17 protein-coding genes are annotated in these 13,645 nt (G+C 63.1%); 7 read left to right on the forward strand and 10 right to left on the reverse strand.

Annotation, left to right across the window (positions count from 1 at the left end; translation table 11 throughout):
* From KA184_19825 to rpsB, 9 genes are all read right to left on the reverse strand, one after another.
* On the reverse strand, positions 1–734 hold a 734-nt coding region (locus tag KA184_19825), incomplete at its 3' end, for a DMT family transporter (GenBank protein MBP8131833.1).
* Positions 735–750: 16 nt separating this feature from the next.
* The gene (gene leuB, locus KA184_19830) at positions 751–1,845 is read right to left on the reverse strand and encodes a 3-isopropylmalate dehydrogenase (GenBank protein ID MBP8131834.1); all 1,095 of its coding nucleotides are present in this window, start codon (positions 1,843–1,845) and stop codon (positions 751–753) included.
* 71 nt (positions 1,846–1,916) lie between these two features.
* Positions 1,917–3,029, reverse strand: coding sequence for a peptide chain release factor 2 (gene prfB / locus KA184_19835; protein ID MBP8131835.1), 1,113 nt, complete (start codon positions 3,027–3,029; stop codon positions 1,917–1,919).
* 15 nt (positions 3,030–3,044) lie between these two features.
* A complete protein-coding gene (locus KA184_19840; GenBank protein ID MBP8131836.1) occupies positions 3,045–3,854 on the reverse strand; it encodes a phosphatidate cytidylyltransferase in 810 nt (269 codons plus the stop codon).
* A complete protein-coding gene (gene uppS / locus KA184_19845; GenBank protein MBP8131837.1) occupies positions 3,848–4,627 on the reverse strand; it encodes a di-trans,poly-cis-decaprenylcistransferase in 780 nt (259 codons plus the stop codon). Before uppS ends, KA184_19840 begins: the two co-directional genes overlap by 7 nt.
* 115 nt (positions 4,628–4,742) lie before the next feature.
* Positions 4,743–5,300: a ribosome recycling factor gene (frr, locus tag KA184_19850; protein MBP8131838.1), complete on the reverse strand. Its 558-nt coding sequence runs from the start codon at positions 5,298–5,300 to the stop codon at positions 4,743–4,745.
* Positions 5,301–5,303: 3 nt separating this feature from the next.
* Positions 5,304–6,026 (reverse strand): UMP kinase, encoded by a 723-nt coding sequence (locus KA184_19855; GenBank protein MBP8131839.1) that lies wholly within the window; start codon positions 6,024–6,026, stop codon positions 5,304–5,306.
* Between the two features lie 7 nt (positions 6,027–6,033).
* Positions 6,034–6,702, reverse strand: coding sequence for a translation elongation factor Ts (gene tsf, locus KA184_19860; GenBank protein MBP8131840.1), 669 nt, complete (start codon positions 6,700–6,702; stop codon positions 6,034–6,036).
* Between the two features lie 8 nt (positions 6,703–6,710).
* Positions 6,711–7,610: a 30S ribosomal protein S2 gene (gene rpsB / locus KA184_19865; GenBank protein ID MBP8131841.1), complete on the reverse strand. Its 900-nt coding sequence runs from the start codon at positions 7,608–7,610 to the stop codon at positions 6,711–6,713.
* A 303-nt stretch (positions 7,611–7,913) separates the two neighbouring features.
* Here rpsB and rpsF point away from each other — a divergent pair, with 303 nt between their 5' ends.
* From rpsF to KA184_19900, 7 genes are all read left to right on the forward strand, one after another.
* Complete coding sequence (gene rpsF / locus KA184_19870; protein MBP8131842.1) at positions 7,914–8,417, forward strand: 30S ribosomal protein S6; 504 nt, start codon at positions 7,914–7,916, stop codon at positions 8,415–8,417.
* A gap of 24 nt (positions 8,418–8,441) precedes the next feature.
* A complete protein-coding gene (gene ssb / locus KA184_19875) occupies positions 8,442–8,879 on the forward strand; it encodes a single-stranded DNA-binding protein (protein ID MBP8131843.1) in 438 nt (145 codons plus the stop codon).
* A 23-nt stretch (positions 8,880–8,902) separates the two neighbouring features.
* The gene (locus tag KA184_19880; GenBank protein MBP8131844.1) at positions 8,903–9,184 is read left to right on the forward strand and encodes a 30S ribosomal protein S18; all 282 of its coding nucleotides are present in this window, start codon (positions 8,903–8,905) and stop codon (positions 9,182–9,184) included.
* 31 nt (positions 9,185–9,215) lie between these two features.
* Entirely contained in the window at positions 9,216–10,316 is a 1,101-nt protein-coding gene (locus KA184_19885) for a DUF2232 domain-containing protein (protein ID MBP8131845.1), read from the forward strand.
* Positions 10,317–10,355: 39 nt separating this feature from the next.
* Complete coding sequence (rplI, locus tag KA184_19890) at positions 10,356–10,844, forward strand: 50S ribosomal protein L9 (protein MBP8131846.1); 489 nt, start codon at positions 10,356–10,358, stop codon at positions 10,842–10,844.
* Between the two features lie 15 nt (positions 10,845–10,859).
* Positions 10,860–12,308: a replicative DNA helicase gene (gene dnaB, locus KA184_19895; GenBank protein ID MBP8131847.1), complete on the forward strand. Its 1,449-nt coding sequence runs from the start codon at positions 10,860–10,862 to the stop codon at positions 12,306–12,308.
* Between the two features lie 90 nt (positions 12,309–12,398).
* Complete coding sequence (locus KA184_19900) at positions 12,399–13,268, forward strand: 4-hydroxy-tetrahydrodipicolinate synthase (GenBank protein ID MBP8131848.1); 870 nt, start codon at positions 12,399–12,401, stop codon at positions 13,266–13,268.
* Positions 13,269–13,350: 82 nt separating this feature from the next.
* On the opposite strand, the gene rpsU is transcribed toward KA184_19900, so the two are convergent.
* Complete coding sequence (gene rpsU / locus KA184_19905) at positions 13,351–13,539, reverse strand: 30S ribosomal protein S21 (protein ID MBP8131849.1); 189 nt, start codon at positions 13,537–13,539, stop codon at positions 13,351–13,353.
* Positions 13,540–13,645: the final 106 nt, after the last annotated feature.

Genomic DNA, 13,645 nt, shown 5'->3' on the forward strand with positions numbered 1-13,645 from the left:
TGGTTGTAGGCCGGGTGCGCAAGCGCGATCGGAATTACGCCGGACACCACCAGCACACCCGTGGTCCACCCGTCCGCGGTGGAGAGACCGCCCTGCCAGCCGAATCGCCAGGCGATCGCGCCCGCGCCAAGCGTCGTATAGGCCGAAACTACCGTGAACATCGCGAAGGGGTGCAGGTTCATGACCGCGTTCTTCGACCAGACGTTGTACACAGAGCTCAGGAAAGCAACACCCAGCAGGAGCAACGCCGTCAGGTCCAGATGCGGCGCCAGGGACACGCCCGGTTCGGGCACGAGCACGCCCGCAACGCCTGCGAAACTCAGCAGGGCCCCCGCAAGAAACCAGATGCTGCGGATGACGCCCCGCTCTTCGCGAAACACGATGTAGCTCAACACGATAACGAATAACACAGACAGCCGCGAGATGAGTTGCGCCACCGTGGGATGCGCCACCGCGCCCGCAACCTGCCACATGGTCTGTCCGGCCAGGTTTACCGCTGCAATGCCGATCAACGCCCCCGACGCGCGCAACGCCTCCATCAATTCGCCGCGAAACCACACCATGCTCGCGGGCACGAGCAGCACCGTTGCCCAGAAATAGCGCAAGAAGGACATGGTGTAGGGGTCATATGCGTGGCTGAGCCAGCGGATGAACACGGGCGACAGGCTCCACGCGAATACGGCGAAAGCGAGCGATGCCGCGGCTTCCGAACGGTGTGCGGCCCGGTGGGTCATAACCTGGCCAAGGCGGTCATGTGCCGAGCGCCGCGGCGACCTTGTCGCCGAATTCGGCCGTGCTGACGGGCCGCAGTCTCCCCGCCGGGTCGCGCAGGTCCGCGGTAGTGAAACCTTGGCCGAACACCGTGCGCATGGCGTCCCAGATGCGCCGGGCCTCGGCCGTCATGTCGAAACTCTTCTCAAGCATCAACGCGAGCGACCCGATCAGGCTGTAGGGGTTCGCGATTCCTTTGCCCGCAATGTCGGGCGCGGACCCGTGCGACGGTTCATAGTAGCCCTTCTTCGTGCCGATACATGCCGAGGGCATGAGGCCGAGCGAACCGACCAGCCCGCCGCCCAGGTCGCTGAGGATATCGCCGAACATGTTTTCCATGACCATGACGTCGAACTGGCCGGGATTGAGCACGAGCGCGGTGGCCGCGGCGTCGACGATCACGTGCCGGTACTCGACGTCGGGGTAATCCACCGCGACTTCGTCCAGGATGTCGTTCCACAACACGCTGGACATGAGCACGTTGCTCTTATGCACGCTATGCAGCAGTCTCTTGCGCTTGCGCGCTTCCTCGAACGCGACGGCGAGTATGTTGCGGATTTCCGTTTCCTCGTATTCGAGCGTTTCCTTGACAAATCGTTCCCCGGCTGCCGTTGTGCCCATGGTCTTCTCGCCGAAGTAGAGACCGCCCACGAGTTCACGGATCATGACGATGTCGATGCCGTCCCTGATGCGCTCGGGTCGCAGAGGCGAGAAGTGGATTAGCTCCGGCGGCAGGTAAACGGGCCGGAAGTTCGCGAACGTATGGTACCGCCGGCGCAACGGCAGCAACGCGCCGCGCTCGGGTTGCTCGTCCACGGGGATTTTGCGCGACTCTTCGAGCGAGAGACCGATGGGCCCCTTCAGAATGGCGTCCGCCGCGTCGCAGACGGCCTTCGTTTCTTCGGGGAACGCGGCGCCCGTTTCGAAATATGCGCGTCCGCCGAAAGGCGCGAAGCAGCGCTCGAAATGCACACCGCTTTGCCGTTCAATCACGTCGAGGACCTTCAACGCCTCGCGCATGATCTCCGGCCCGATTCCGTCGCCTTCCAGGATTGCAATCGTGTACGTTTTCATTGAGGATTCCCGTGCGAGTCCTGTTTCAAGCCGCCTTGCCGGGCGTTGGTTCCCGGAGGAACATTGACGCGTTAATTCACGCTCTGGATGCTGCGACGCCAGCGCAGATACGCCTCGACGAACATGTCGAGGTCGCCGTCGAGCACGCGCTGCACGTTCGAAGTCTCGACGTTTGTGCGCAGGTCCTTCACCAGCTGGTACGGCTGGAGCACGTAACTTCGGATCTGGCTGCCCCAAGCGACGTCCTTCTGCCCTTCGCGCTGCGCGGCAAGCTCCGCTTCCTTTCGTTTCATCTCCATGTCGTACAGCTTGGCCTTGAGCATCTGCAGGGCCATTGCGCGGTTGCGGTGCTGCGACCGCTCGACCTGGCACGCCACGACGAAGCCCGTCGGCAGGTGCGTGAGCCGCACCGCGGAACTCGTCTTGTTCACCTTCTGACCGCCGTGCCCGCTCGCGCGGAACACGTCCATTTTCAGGTCTTCTTCGCGCACCTCGATGCTGATGTCGTCGTCGAATTCGGGCAGCACCTCGATGGCCGCGAATGACGTGTGCCGCCGCTTGTTCGCGTCGAAGGGCGAGATGCGGACGAGGCGGTGCACGCCTTCCTCCGACTTGAGCGTGCCGTAGGCGTAAGGGCCCTTCACGGTGACCGTGGCGCTCTTGAGCCCCGCTTCTTCGCCGGGCTGGAAATCCATCACTTCCGTCTCGAATTCGTGCAGTTCGCAGAACCGCGTGAACATGCGGAAGAGCATGTCGGCCCAATCGCACGATTCCGTGCCGCCGGCGCCGGGATGGATGCTGACAATGGCGTTCTTCTCGTCGCGCGGGTCGTTGAACAGGCTGGTAATCTCGAGGCGGCGCAGCTTGCGTTCGACGTCTTCCTTCATCGCGGCGATGTCCGGCCCGAGCGTCGCGTCGTTCTCCTCGGCGGCCATTTCGATGAGCGAAGCGGTTTCCTCCAGCTCGCGCTGGAGTTCCTCCGGCGCCGCGACGATGCCCCGGAGCGCCTTGAGTTCCTGCAGGATCTTCTGCGCCGACTCGGGGTCGTCCCAGAATCCGTGGGCGGCCATCCGGCCTTCAATCTCGCCGATCCTGCGCTTGATGCCTTCCACGTTCAGGCACGCGTGCAGTTGGTCCAGCCGCTGCCGGTAATCTTTCAGCTCTTCGACTTCGATTTCGTACATAACGCAGGTCCTTGCTTATACGAACGTGAGCCAGTAGTAGAGCACCGGCCCGGCAAAGAGGTAGCCGTCGCAGCGGTCCAGCACGCCGCCGTGGCCCGGGAAAATGGTCCCGGAGTCCTTCACGCCCGCGTCACGTTTCAGCATGGATTCGACCAAATCACCGACCTGGCCGGTCAGCGCGAGAACCGCGCCCGTGACGGCGTACCAGGCGGCGCTGCGGTCCGGGAACCCCGCGCAATTGAACAACTCGCGGAGGCCGATGCAAATGAACCCGGCGGCGACCCCGCCGGCCAGTCCGGCAAACGCGCCTTCCCAGGATTTATTCGGGCTGGTTTTCGGGGCGAGCTTGTGCCGTCCGTACCGCGAGCCGATGTACATGGCGCCGCTGTCCGACAGCGCGACGGCCCCGAGCAACAACGTCAGCAGGCCGGGTCCGGCCGGGGTGATGTCGCGCAACATGACGAAATGCGCCGGCAACCAGCCCAGATAGAGAACGCCGAACAGGGCCGCGGCCATGCCGCCGATCGTATGCCACCGGAAAAACAAGTGGCACATCGTGACGAACAGAAAACCCAAGGTCAACACGAGGTTCAGGTGCCGCAGGGAACCCCAATGCGCGGTGAAGATCAGTGCCAGGACAACTACGGCCGCGCCGGTGACCTCCGGCTCGATGGCGCGGCGCCGCACGAGCACGAAATACTCCCACATGCCCACGGAAACAAGGGCGGAAATGAAGAAGACAAAACCGAGACGCAACCACGGCATCCAGATGACCAGCAGCGTGATCGGCAACAACACCAGTGCCGTGCGGATGCGCGCTAACATGACGTGGCGCTCCCTTCTTCGCCGGGCCTGCCCCCGAAACGGCGGGAACGCCCCTGATACGTGACAATCGCGTCGCACAAGGCCTGCTTGTCGAAATCAGGCCAGAAAATGGGCAGGATCAGCAGTTCCGCGTAGGCAATCTGCCACAACATGAAATTACTGACGCGCATCTCGCCGCTCGTCCGGATAAGCAGGTCCACTTCGCTGTGATCGGGCACGTACAAGTGCCGCGCCAGCGCGGCCTCGTCAATGTCTTCCGTGCGCAGCCGGCCCGAAGCGATTTCCGGGGCCATGCGGCGCATGGCGTCGACCAGTTCGGCCCGGCCTCCGTAGTTTATGGCGACGATCGCGTCCATGCCGCGATTGTGCCGCGTGCGCTCGATGCAGTAACGCAGGTCCCGCACCGCCCGCGCCGGCAGTCCTTCCCACCGTCCCATGAAACGCACGCGAATGCCGTTCTTGTCGATTTCATCGATTTCCTTGTGAATGTATTTGCTCATCAGGCGGAACAATGTGCTGATTTCCGTCTTGCTGCGCCGCCAGTTTTCGGTTGAGAATGCATATAGGCTGAGTGCTTCCGCGCCCAGTTCGCGGCATGCCTCAATCGCGGCACGCACACCGCGCGCGCCCGCTTCGTGGCCCTGCGCGCGCGTCTTGCCGTGCTGGGCCGCCCAGCGGCCGTTGCCGTCCATGATAATCGCGATATGGCGCGGCAGGCGCTTCCTGTCGATCCTCGGGTCGAGGGTGCGCCGTTCCGTTCCAGCGGAGTTCATTGCTGCTTTCCTGGGCAGGCACGCTTGCGTGCACATGGAAAGACCGCGGACAGGCGCGCGTGCCGGGTCCGCGGTCTTCGGATACGTCACTTGTGCTGGAAGCTGCGCATGGCTGCTACACTTCCATGATATCGTCTTCTTTGAGCTTGAAAATCTCGTCAATCTTCTCGATAAACTCTTCCGTCGCCTTGTCCATCTTTTCCGTCAGATGGTGGGCGTCGTCTTCGGGAATCGTGCCCGCCTTCTGTTCCTTCTTGACCTGCTCGATGGCGTGACGGCGGATGTTGCGCACCGCCACCTTCGCCTCCTCCCGGTGCCGGCCCGCCACCTTGACAAGGTCCTTGCGCCGCTCTTCCGTCAATGGGGGAAACGGCACGCGGATAACCCTGCCATCGTTCGAAGGCGTGATGCCCAGCGGGGATTGCAGGATGGCCTTTTCGACGATGGGCAACTGGCTCTTGTCCCACAGGTCGATGACAATGAGGTGCGGGTCCGGCACGCTGATATTTCCCATCTGATTGATCTTCATCTTTGCGCCGTACGCGTCCACCTCGACCACGTCAAGCAGGCCGGCCTGCGCGCGGCTGGTGCGTATGCTGCCCAGTTCGTGCTGATACGCCTCGACGCTTTTCCCCATCTTCGCCGTTGCATCCCTTACGATGGCGTGTGGCATGAGTCAACCTCCCTTTACAATCGTACCGACAGACTCGCCGCGGAGAGCCCTCAAGATGTTGCCCGGCCGCGTCAGATTGAAGACGAGAATGGGCAAGCGATGTTCACGGCAGAGCGAAATTGCCGTTGCATCCATGACCTTCAGGTCCTTCGACAGTACCGTATTGTAATCCACCGTGTCGTACCGTTTCGCCGTCTTGTCCTTCTCGGGGTCCTCCTCGTAGACGCCGTCCACTTTCGTCGCCTTCATCAGCACGTCCGCGCCGATTTCATTCGCGCGCAGGGCCGCGGCCGTGTCGGTCGTGAAAAACGGGTTGCCCGTGCCCGCGCCGAAGATGACAACGCGCCCCTTCTCGAGATGCCGCGTCGCGCGCCGGCGGATATAGGGTTCCGCGACGGGGCGCATTTCAATGGCCGTCATCACGCGCGTGGACACGTTCCGCTTCTCGAGACACGCCTGCAACGCGAGCGCGTTGATTACCGTGGCCAGCATGCCCATGTAGTCGCCCGTTGGTTTGTCGACGCCGTCTTCCGGCTTCCTGCCGCCCCGGTAGATGTTGCCGCCGCCGACTACGAGCCCGATCTCAGCGCCGAGGCGGTGCGCCTCGGCGATCTCGCCGCAGAACACGCCCAGCGCGTCGAAGTCAATACAGCCTTCCTCGCCGTCGCCCTCGAGGGCTTCGCCGCTGAGTTTCAGCAGGATGCGCTTGTACGCGAGACCGGGCACCGCGCGGTTATCCCTTCTGCGCCTTGGCCAGTTCGGCGGCTACATCCTCCGCAAGGTTCGACTGCTTCTTCTCGATGCCTTCACCGAGTTCAAAGCGCACGAAACGGCGCACGTCGATCTTTTCGCCGCAGCGCCCGCTCAGGCCCGTCATCAGGTCGCGGATGGTCTTGCCCTCGTGCTCAGGGCGTACCGACGGCTGTTCGAGCAGGCACACCTCGCTGTACCACTTGTCCAGCTTGCCTTGCGCAATTTTCTCGAGGATTTTCTCCGGCTTGCCCGTATCGCGCGCCTGCTGCATGTACAGCGCCTTCTCAGCGTCCAGCGCTTCCGGGTCCACGTCCTCGCGGCGGACCCATTTCGGCGCGGCCGAGCAGATTTGGAGACACACATCCTTGACGAAGTTCTGGAATTCGACGCCGCGGGCGACGAAGTCCGTCTCGCAATTCACTTCCACCAGGACGCCCAGCTTGCCGCCCATATGGATGTAGGACGCCACGGCGCCTTCGCTGGCGGCCCGGTCCTGCCGTTTGGCCGCGCGTGCGATCCCGCGTTCACGCAGCCACAACACAGCCTTCTCGAAATCGCCGCCGGCCTCCGCCAGCGCCTTCTTGCAGTCCATCATGCCCGCGCCGGTGGCGTCGCGCAGTTCTTTTACCGCTTGTGCAGTTATTGCCATGGGAACTGTTACTCCTCGTATTCTTCCGCCAGGGTTTCAATCAGCCGGGGCGCCTTTTCCTCAGCCGGCGCTTCGGCCGACGCGTCTACTGCGCCCTCATCCATGACCGACGCTGCCGCGAGCGTCGTCACGCGCCCGTCCTTCGCCGCTTCCCGTTCCGCGCGGGCCAGCGCTTCCCGGTCGGCCTGCCGGTCTTTCTTCCGCTGATCATCGCGCAGTTTTTCGCCCTTCATGCGCCCTTCCATAATCGCATCGGCGATCACCGAGCAATACAGATTGATTGCGCGCAGGGCGTCGTCGTTACCGGGGATGGGCAAGTCCACCTCGTCCGGATCGCAATTGGTGTCGACGACGCCGATGCAGGGAATGCCCAGGCGCCGCGCTTCGGCGACCGCGATGTCCTCTTTCTTCGTGTCGATGACGAAGAGGATGTTCGGCCGGTGCGGCATTTCCTTGATGCCGCACAGGTTCTTCTCGAGTTTCTCGCGTTCCTTGCGCATTCCGGCCGCTTCTTTTTTGGTATACTGGTTGATCTTGCCTTGGGTGTCGAGCTCTTCGAGCCGCGCCAGCTTCGCGATGCTTGACCGGATCGTCTGCCAGTTGGTCATCGTGCCGCCGAGCCAGCGATTGTTCACGTAATACATGCCGCAGCGCGTCGCTTCACGCTTGACCACCTCCTGCGCCTGCCGTTTCGTGCCCACGAACAGGACAACGCCGCCTTGGGCTACGGTGTCGCGCACCAGCGTGTACGCGCGCACCAACTGTCGCATGGTTTTCTGCAGATCGATGATGTAGATGCCGTTGCGTTCGCCGAAGATGAAACGGCCCATCTTCGGGTGCCAGCGGCGGGTTTGGTGGCCGAAATGAATACCGGCCTCAAGGAGTTGTCGCATGGAAACGACAGCCATAGTACACCTCCATTCGGGTTGATCCTCGGGGTCTTGGGCTGGTCCGCATACGGCGGACACCCGAACCTGCCTTGGTGCGTAGACCCCTGTGAAATAAGGAAAATCGCGTGAGTTTAACACGCAGACGGCCAGACATGCAAATGAAATCCGGCGCGAGTTGGCCACCCTGATCGACCTGCGATTCCCGGGCGAGGCCAGAAGCTTGAGGGAAACGGTGTGCATTTGTTATGATGGTGTGCTTATTGCGGCGTTCCAAGGGTTCCCGCAATCAACCAAATAAGCATAAGAAGGAGGTGAGTTTTCTTGAGTCTCAGGACATATGAAGCGCTGTACATTGTCACGCCCGAGGCGGAGGACGATGTCGTCCAGACGGTGAGTAAGGCCGTAGAGAAGATTGTGACCGACAACGGCGGAACCACCGTGCGCTTGGATATCTGGGGCAAACGTCGGTTGGCGTACAAGGTGAAGAAGCACATCGAGGGGTGTTATATCCTCTTTCGCTTCCAGGCCGAGCCTTCGGTGATCCCCAAGCTGGAAATGCATTTCCGGCTTTCCGAGCACGTCATCCGGCATCTCGTGACCTACTTCGACGACCAGATGCTGCGTCTGGAGGCCGAGCAACAACGGCGCAAGGATGAAGAAATCCGGGCGGGTGTTGCAGGCCGGGGCGTCTGGGGCGATCGCGGCCGGGATGATGAGGACGAAGACGACGAGGATGGTCCGCGCGGCCGTCGCGGCCGTCGCGGCCGGCCGGACCGCCGGTCTGATGACGACGATGAAATCGAGAGTCGGGACGACGGGGACTAGAAACAACGGAGCGAGGATGGACAGATGTCGGACCTACGGCTGCCTGATCTGAATAAGGTCATCATCGCGGGCCGGCTTACGCGCGATCCCGAATTGCGTTACGTGGCCGACAACCGGGCGCTGTGCCGTCTCGGCCTGGCGAACACGCGCTACTTCAAGAAGAAGGACGGTTCGCGGGGCGAAGATACGACGTTCGTGGACGTGGTTCTCTGGGACCGCCAGGCGGAATGGGTCGGCGAGAAACTCAAGAAGGGCCGGCCGGTGCTGGTGGAAGGCAGCCTGCGCAGCGACGCGTGGGAAGACAAGAACACGGGTCAGAAGCGGACGAAGATCGAGATCGCCGGCCAGCGCGTTGTGCCGCTCGATTGGGAAGAGGGCGGCGGCCGTGGCGGCGCCGCAAGTTCCGCGCCCGAACCGCGGCAGATCGAGGAACCGATCCCGGAAGATGACATCCCGTTCTAGAACATGAGGACATAAGACACCCTATGGCGAAGGTAAGCGCGAAAGCGAAAGCGAAGGTGCGCGCGAAGCGCAGCAAGAAGCGGAAAAAGAAGAAGAGTCTACGGCAAAAAGTCTGCCGGCTGACGGTAGATCGCGTCGTATATATCGACTACAAGGACGTGGGTCTGCTCAAGCATTACATCACCGAACGCGGCAAGATTATCCCGCGGCGGATTACCGGCGCGACGGCGCGGCACCAGCGGATGCTGACGCGCGCGATCAAGCGCGCGCGACAGATCGCGTTGTTGCCGTTCGTGGCGGATTGAGCGGCCGCGGCCCCGCGGTCGCCGGGCGGCCATGCGATACGCCGGAGCATTTGCGGCGGTTTTAGGGCTGGGCGTGACCCTGGCCTGGGCAGGGCTCATGGGTGCGGGCCCCGTGGTTGCGCTGGCCGGTTTGTGGCTTCTTCCCGCGGCAGTAGCCGTATGGGGGGCCGCTTCGGGCTGGCCACGCGGGTTTGGGCTGACTGCGGCGGCGGCGGGGGGCGCGTTTCTTGGCTCGGGGTCATGGGTCGCTGCGGCCTTTTACGGGCTGACGGCGGCCTTGGGGCTCCTGCTGAGCTTGGGTTTTCGGCGGCGGTGGACCTACGGACGGTGCGTTGCGCTGGTAGCTATTCCAGCATACCTGTTCGTGGCGGGGGGCGTATTGGCGACCTGGGAAGAGAGCCGGACGTTTGCCGCCGAATTCTTGAATGGCCAGTTGGAGGTGTTGCGCCGCCAGGCCGGTGTCCTGCCCGAGACGGAGCCGGCGCGGCCGGCAGCGGAAGAGGCGGAAACGCCCGCTTCGCCGACAGTTGAAGAATCGCAAGAGACGGCGGCGCCCGCAAGCGGGGCCTCACAAGCGGCGCGCGACGCGTCCGTCCCCGGTTTGGCGGAGACGGCGCGGTTTCTGCGCTGGATGCAAGAGCACTGGGAAGCGATCAACCTGGGGCTGGCCTTGTGGCCGGTGCTCCTGAGCGCACTGTTTGTGGTGTCGTTCAGCGCGCGGTGGCTGCGCGTTCGCGGCGGCGGTTCCGTGTTCTGCGGGTCGTTTCGCGACCTGCGGCCGCCGGATTGGCTGGTATGGCTGGCGATACTGGCAGCGCTGGCGTTGTTCGCGGAGCGGCGCTGGCCGAACAGTCTGTTACGGAACGTGTCGTGGAACGCGGCGATTGGACTCGCTGCGGTATACTGGGTGAACGGCATGGCGGTCCTGGTTTACGCGTTGAGCGCGATCCGCCTGCATGTGTTTCTCGCTGCGGCGGTATTCCTGGGCATTGCGGTGTATCCGGGAGCGCACGCGGTCTTCTGCGGCGTGGGTTTCTTTGATACGTGGGCCGAGTTCCGGCCGCGGCTGCGCCGCGCGATTGCGGCGCGGCGGGCCCGCCAGCGCGAAGAGAACGAAGATGACGAGGACTAGCGCGTCCGGATGGGACGTGATACGATGGAGAGTCGAGGCATGAAACTGATCCTGTGTGAAGATGTAGACAACCTGGGCCACATGGGCGATACGGTCACGGTGGCCGACGGTTATGCGCGCAATTTTCTGGTGCCGCGCAAGATGGCGGTGCCGGTGGATTCGGCGAGCGCCAAGCAGGTCGAGCATGAGTTGGGGATTATCCGCCGCCGCGAGGAGAAACTGCGCGCGCAACAGATGGAATACGCGCGGAAGCTCGAGGGCGTGACGGTCGAGATCAAGGTGCGCGCGGGCGAAGGCGAGAAGATCTTCGGTTCCGTGACGGCGGCGCAGATTGCGGAGCAGTTGGCCGCGATGGGCCACGAAATCGACAAGAAGGCCGTCCAACTGAAGGACCACATCAAGGAATTGGGCATATTCACCGTGCCGGTGCGGTTGGGCAAGGGCGTGGAAGCGAACATTCGCGTCTGGGTCAGCTCAATCGAACCCGAGCCGGAACAAGCGCCGAAGGAAACTGGCGAGGAAGGCTGACGCGAACGCGTCGATATGGCCACCGCAACGCAACAAGCAGGGGCGGTTTTCGAGCGCACCCCGCCGCAGAGTATCGAGGCGGAACGGTCCGTCCTGGGGGCGATGTTGCTGAACCCAGAGGCCGTGGGCGCGGCCATCGAAATCCTGCACGACAATGCGAGCGACGTGTTCTACGCCGAAGCGCATCAGCACATCTATGCGGCCATGGTCGAGTTGTTCAAGCACGCCAGCCCCGTGGACGCGACAACGCTCCTGTCGCAGCTGTCGCGGATGGCCGCGCTCGAGCGCGCCGGCGGCGCCTCGTATATCGCCGACCTGACGGGCGCGGTCCCGACCTCGGCCAACGTCGAGCACTACGCGAAGATCGTGCTGGACACCGCCATATTCCGCAAGCTCATCTCGGCATGCACCCGCCTGGCCGGTCAGGCCTACCAGGGCGTGGGCGAGGTCGCTCGCTTGCTCGACCGGGCCGAGCAGGAAATCTTCAGCATCGCCGAGCAGCGGCAGCTGAACCCGGTCTGTTCCGTTAGCGACCTGCTGGACGAGGGCATCCACCGCATCGAAGAGCAGATGAAATCGCACACGGGGATCACGGGTCTTGCAACGGGACTGCACGAACTGGATACGCTGCTGGCGGGCCTGCAGCCCTCGGACATGGTGGTCTTGGCGGCGCGCCCCTCGGTAGGCAAGACGGCGCTGGCGCTGAACATTGCGGCGCACGTGACCAACCGGCTCGGCAAGGGGGCGCTGATCTTCAGCCTGGAAATGTCGAAGGAACAATTGGTTCACCGGCTGCTGTGCCTCGAAGGCAACGTGAACGCGCGGCGGCTGCGCGAGGGTTTCCTCGCGGGCAACGAATTCCGCAAGATTCAGGACGCCGCCGACGTGCTAAGCCGCGCCAAGCTGTTTGTCGATGACACGCCCGGCATCGGCCCGCTCGAACTGCGGTCCAAAGCGCGCCGTCAGGCGGCCATGCACCACATTGACCTCATCATCGTGGACTACCTTCAATTGATGCAGGGCAGCGGCGACCCGAACAACCGCCAGGAGGCCGTTGCGGGCATATCCCAGGCGATCAAGGGGATTGCCCGGGAATTGCGCGTGCCGGTGCTGGCCTTGTCGCAGTTGAACCGCGAGGCCGAGAAAGACGATGTGGGCATGCCCAAGCTCGCGCACTTGCGCGAATCGGGCGCCATTGAACAGGACGCGGACGTCGTCATGATCCTTTCGCGGCCCCCGAAACATGAAGCCGAGGAAAAGCCCAATCTGATCCGGGTGCACGTAGCGAAACAGCGCAACGGGCCGACGGGCATAGTCGAGGTGTACTTTGACCGCGAAACGCAGCGTTTCCGCAACCTGGCGGAAGGCCGCGCAGCGCGCGAAGCGCCGCCGCCGCCGAGTTATGAACCCGACCTGGACATGGACGAGGGTGCCGGGCTCGGAGACGACGATATCCCATTCTGATAGCGGACGTGTTATGCTGTCGCCCTGACGCGGCGGGCGAGGGCGCGTCCGGCGTGAAACGGAAGCAGACCGGCAACAAGGAACAAGCATATGTTTCGTGGCTCTATTGTCGCGCTGGTGACGCCTTTCAAGCACGACTTTGCGATCGATTTCGAGGCTTACGGACGCTTGGTGGACTGGCATGTCGAGAAAGGCACGAACGGGATTGTGCCGTGCGGCTGCACGGGCGAGGCGGCCACGCTCTCGCACAGTGAACAAAAGGAATGTATTCGCTTCGTGATGGAGCGCGTGGCGGGGCGAGTCCCGGTGATTGCCGGGACGGGGTCGAACAACACGCGCGAGGCCGTCGACCTGACGCGGTACGCAGAGGAAATGGGGTGCGCGGCCGCGCTGCTGATTACGCCCTACTACAACAAGCCCACGCCTGCCGGGCAGATCGCTCATTACCGGGCGGTCAGCGAGGCGGCCGGCATCCCGGTCGTGCTGTACAACGTGCCGAGCCGCACCGGCACCAACATGACGCCGGAGACCGTGGCGGAACTGAAGAAGCTGCCCCAAGTGGTCGCGATCAAGGAAGCGAGCGGCAGTGTGGACCAGGTGTCGCAGATTCGCACCCAGTGCGACATCACCGTCCTGTCGGGCGATGATTCCCTGACGGTTCCCATGATGTCGGTTGGCGCGACCGGCGTCATCTCCGTGGCGGCAAACGTTGTGCCGGATCGGGTTGCGGCGATGTGCCGGCACGCGGGCGCGGGCAACTTCGACGCGGCGCGCGACCTCCATTACGAACTGATGCCGTTGTTCAAAGGGCTGTTCCTGGAAACGAACCCCATGCCGGTCAAGGCGGCGCTCGCGCGCATGGGCCTCATCGAGAACGTATTGCGTCTGCCGCTGGTGCGAATGAGCGACAGCGCATTCGCGCGGCTCGACCCCATTCTGGCCAAGCTGGGCCTGACCTGACCTCCCCTTGGCGCCGTCCCTGAAACAGGAAACGGGCGCGACCCGGAGATCGCGCCCGCGTGGTGCTGTACTGGAGGCGGAATTACTTGGCCACTTCCTGAACCGACCGTGAAATCGCCTTCGCCAGCTTGCGGCGTCTGCGTTCGCTCGGTTTCTCGTAGTGCTTCACTTCTTTCAGGCGTTGCATGAGCCCTTCTTTGTTGCATTTCTTCTTGAAACGGCGAAGCGCCTTTTCAAAAGGCTCATCAGGCTTTACGCGAACCTTGGTCACCTGCTTTCCACCTCCTCTCAAGCGGTAACGTCATGCGGAAAAGGCGCCCTGCGCGCCTTGCGTTGACCAGGGAACAAGAGCGGTAGTATAGCAACCGGATACGGCC

This window comes from Candidatus Hydrogenedentota bacterium (assembly GCA_018005585.1).
Taxonomy (GTDB): domain Bacteria; phylum Hydrogenedentota; class Hydrogenedentia; order Hydrogenedentales; family JAGMZX01; genus JAGMZX01.

What these genes read in the sequence shown, in the direction of transcription:
- KA184_19840 (MBP8131836.1), bottom strand. Translation starts at nt 3,854, where the DNA reads ATGTTAGCGCGCATCCGCACGGCACTGGTGTTGTTGCCGATCACGCTG.
- KA184_19900 (MBP8131848.1), top strand. Translation starts at nt 12,399, where the DNA reads ATGTTTCGTGGCTCTATTGTCGCGCTGGTGACGCCTTTCAAGCACGAC.
- KA184_19880 (MBP8131844.1), top strand. Translation starts at nt 8,903, where the DNA reads ATGGCGAAGGTAAGCGCGAAAGCGAAAGCGAAGGTGCGCGCGAAGCGC.
- uppS (MBP8131837.1), bottom strand. Translation starts at nt 4,627, where the DNA reads ATGAACTCCGCTGGAACGGAACGGCGCACCCTCGACCCGAGGATCGAC.
- rpsB (MBP8131841.1), bottom strand. Translation starts at nt 7,610, where the DNA reads ATGGCTGTCGTTTCCATGCGACAACTCCTTGAGGCCGGTATTCATTTC.
- rplI (MBP8131846.1), top strand. Translation starts at nt 10,356, where the DNA reads ATGAAACTGATCCTGTGTGAAGATGTAGACAACCTGGGCCACATGGGC.
- prfB (MBP8131835.1), bottom strand. Translation starts at nt 3,029, where the DNA reads ATGTACGAAATCGAAGTCGAAGAGCTGAAAGATTACCGGCAGCGGCTG.
- tsf (MBP8131840.1), bottom strand. Translation starts at nt 6,702, where the DNA reads ATGGCAATAACTGCACAAGCGGTAAAAGAACTGCGCGACGCCACCGGC.
- dnaB (MBP8131847.1), top strand. Translation starts at nt 10,860, where the DNA reads ATGGCCACCGCAACGCAACAAGCAGGGGCGGTTTTCGAGCGCACCCCG.
- KA184_19885 (MBP8131845.1), top strand. Translation starts at nt 9,216, where the DNA reads ATGCGATACGCCGGAGCATTTGCGGCGGTTTTAGGGCTGGGCGTGACC.
- frr (MBP8131838.1), bottom strand. Translation starts at nt 5,300, where the DNA reads ATGCCACACGCCATCGTAAGGGATGCAACGGCGAAGATGGGGAAAAGC.
- leuB (MBP8131834.1), bottom strand. Translation starts at nt 1,845, where the DNA reads ATGAAAACGTACACGATTGCAATCCTGGAAGGCGACGGAATCGGGCCG.
- ssb (MBP8131843.1), top strand. Translation starts at nt 8,442, where the DNA reads ATGTCGGACCTACGGCTGCCTGATCTGAATAAGGTCATCATCGCGGGC.